Source organism: Bacillus norwichensis (assembly GCF_014836955.1).
Classification (GTDB): domain Bacteria; phylum Bacillota; class Bacilli; order Bacillales; family Bacillaceae_C; genus Siminovitchia; species Siminovitchia norwichensis.
The window spans coordinates 1-2248 of sequence record NZ_JACSPV010000092.1 but is presented as its reverse complement, the minus strand read 5'-3'; the positions used below and the strand labels follow the sequence as shown (position 1 = coordinate 2248).

Annotated in this window: 4 protein-coding genes; all 4 read right to left on the bottom strand. The window is 36.8% G+C overall.

The features are described 5' to 3' along the window. Window positions 1-95: 95 nt before the first annotated feature. Window positions 96-272 carry a hypothetical protein gene (locus tag H9631_RS22055; protein WP_191816600.1) on the bottom strand — a complete coding sequence of 59 codons (177 nt, stop codon included), beginning with the start codon at window positions 270-272 and terminating at the stop codon, window positions 96-98. 197 nt (window positions 273-469) lie between these two features. Next, a complete protein-coding gene (locus tag H9631_RS22050; protein WP_191816598.1) occupies window positions 470-724 on the bottom strand; it encodes an LPXTG cell wall anchor domain-containing protein in 255 nt (84 codons plus the stop codon). A 299-nt stretch (window positions 725-1023) separates the two neighbouring features. After that, window positions 1024-1494: an SMI1/KNR4 family protein gene (locus H9631_RS22045; RefSeq protein ID WP_191816596.1), complete on the bottom strand. Its 471-nt coding sequence runs from the start codon at window positions 1492-1494 to the stop codon at window positions 1024-1026. A gap of 19 nt (window positions 1495-1513) precedes the next feature. After that, window positions 1514-2248: HNH/ENDO VII family nuclease (locus H9631_RS22540; RefSeq protein WP_225221223.1), on the bottom strand; the 735-nt coding region annotated here is incomplete at its 5' end.

The window sequence follows — 2248 nt, the reverse complement described above, 5'->3', positions numbered from 1 at the left end:
TTCTTTTTCGGCTTAGCGTTTGATTTCTTCTTCGAAGATTTCTTTTTCTCTTTTGCCTTCGAACTGCTCTTTTTCTTTTTTCCGACCCTTTTGACTTATTCTTGGTGGATTTCTTTGATGATGCCTTCTTTTTCTTGGTGTCTTTCTTCTTCGCTTTCGACGAGGCTTTCTTTTTCGGTTTTACGTTTGATTTCTTCTTCACCTTCGAAGCTTTCTTTTTCGGTTTTGCCTTTGACACCTTTGCTTTCTGCTTGGCTTTCTTCGCCTTCCAAAATTTCTTTCCGCTCTTTTGACTCGATTTTTTCGCCGACAGCTTACTTTTTGCTTTCTTCGTCTTATAACCATAAATCTGCACTATTCCTGCACTTTTACTGCGTGACTTTTTCGATTTTGCTTCGGCAGAAGGAATCTCCACAAGGCTCAGACATAAAGCAATAATACAAGAACATGCAGGAGTACCGTTAATCGCTTACGCATTCGGCTTTCCTCCTTGGCGCTGCTTTCGTCTTCTTATGAAGAAAAACAGTGCACTGCCCAAGCAAAGCAAACCAATTCCCACATAAAGAATAGAAGACCGTTCACCTAAAGCTGGGAGTTTCCCATCTTGAATCGGCACAATTTCCCCATCTTTTTTCTTTTGTCCGGTTTGTAAGTTCTCAGCTTGTGGCTGAACTGCTAAAGTCACAGGCTCTTCTCGTTCTTCTGCCGCAGGAAGTTCTACCATTAACATATCATCTTCTGGAATACGAGCTTGTTGAAGAAGGTTTGTATCTTCATATACCGAAACATCATATTCATTGAGTAGACCTTGAATATTGTAATTATTTTCAATAAAACCATTGCATTAAATAGGGTATACAATTTACAGCTGTTGCCGTACTTTAATATTCGTAAATATATTATTTAGGGGCTTAGCAGGGTTATCTTTATCCAGAAAATAAAATTAGCCTTATTCGGCACTAGGTAATCCCACCATAAAAGAAACCTTGAAAGGCATTTAGCCAATCAAGGTTTTTTCAAATTCTATATTTCTTGCTCAACTAAATCTAATAAAAAATCACCAAAGTCATTAGCAATTATTTCATAGGTTTGATTTACTAAGTCAACCCCAGGCACAAAAGATACTACATTCGGTTCTCCATTATCATCAAGTTGATTAAAGTCTAAACAAAATAGTTCGTCACTCCCAGTACCATATATAACTAGAAGGTTAACAGGTAAATTAATTTCTTTTCGTTCTGTTAAAGTGTACCAAATAGCATCTGGAACTGATGAATTTTCAAAATCAGCATTAATAATCCCGTAAATCTCTTGGGATCCGAAGTTACCTGCTCCAAATGACTGTAAATAATCTAAATATAAACCAGTAAACTTTAATCCTAACTTTTCTTCTGCCAAACTTATTAATTCATCTGTACGACCACCCTCAAAATCAGCAATCTCTTCTTCATTCAAAATTATTTCCTTTGCTTTTTGATAAGATTCTATACTCATTTTCATCCCCACTTTCACATTAGAAGTCACTGGATCTATTTTTCCAGTAATCAGTTCTCCATTTTTTAAATTCAGACCTATTTATGCCAGAAGGTATAGTATTAGGATTGATGTGAATTACAGAACTATTTTCTTTATGAAACGTCTCAGTAACCTCAGCTATGGAACTTTCATTTCTTTGTGTCATGTGATGAAGGTTTATAGACTTTCCATCTGGACCAAGTGGAGCTAGTCCCTTCTTCATTCTCTCAAGATTAGTTCTCCCACGTGTGTCTTTCATATTTGGATTTATAATATCATCTCTTTGGTAAACTTTCACGTTTTTAAATTGGGTGGTTTTATTCCAATATTTATAACCATTATCTATACCCTTATCGTCTTTAGCCCCACTGGCTTTCTTTTGGGTGTTTGTTTGAGTTTTCTTCGGCTTAACTTGTTTTCCAGCTTTGGTTCCTGCTTTAACTGGACTTAAAGTCTTCTTGGCTGTTGTCTTCGCTTTGGCTTTCTTAACGGTTTTCTTGCTCGTTGTTTTCTTCGTTGTGCTCTTTTTAGAAGTGCTTTTCTTACTGGCCTTCTTTGTTGTTTTCTTTTGGCCGCTTGCAAAGAATTGTAAATCCAATCTTAGCATCTTAACTTGTTTTCCAGCTTTGTTTCCTGCTCTAACTGGACTGGCAGTTTTCTTGGCTGCTGTCTTCGCTTTGGCTTTCTTAGCGGTTTTCTTGCTCGTTGTTTTCTTCGCTGCGCTCTTTTTAGA

Bases quoted from the DNA above. Each gene is read 5' to 3' on its own strand.
- H9631_RS22045 (WP_191816596.1), bottom strand. From the start codon at position 1,494: ATGAGTATAGAATCTTATCAAAAAGCAAAGGAAATAATTTTGAATGAA.
- H9631_RS22050 (WP_191816598.1), bottom strand. From the start codon at position 724: ATGGTAGAACTTCCTGCGGCAGAAGAACGAGAAGAGCCTGTGACTTTA.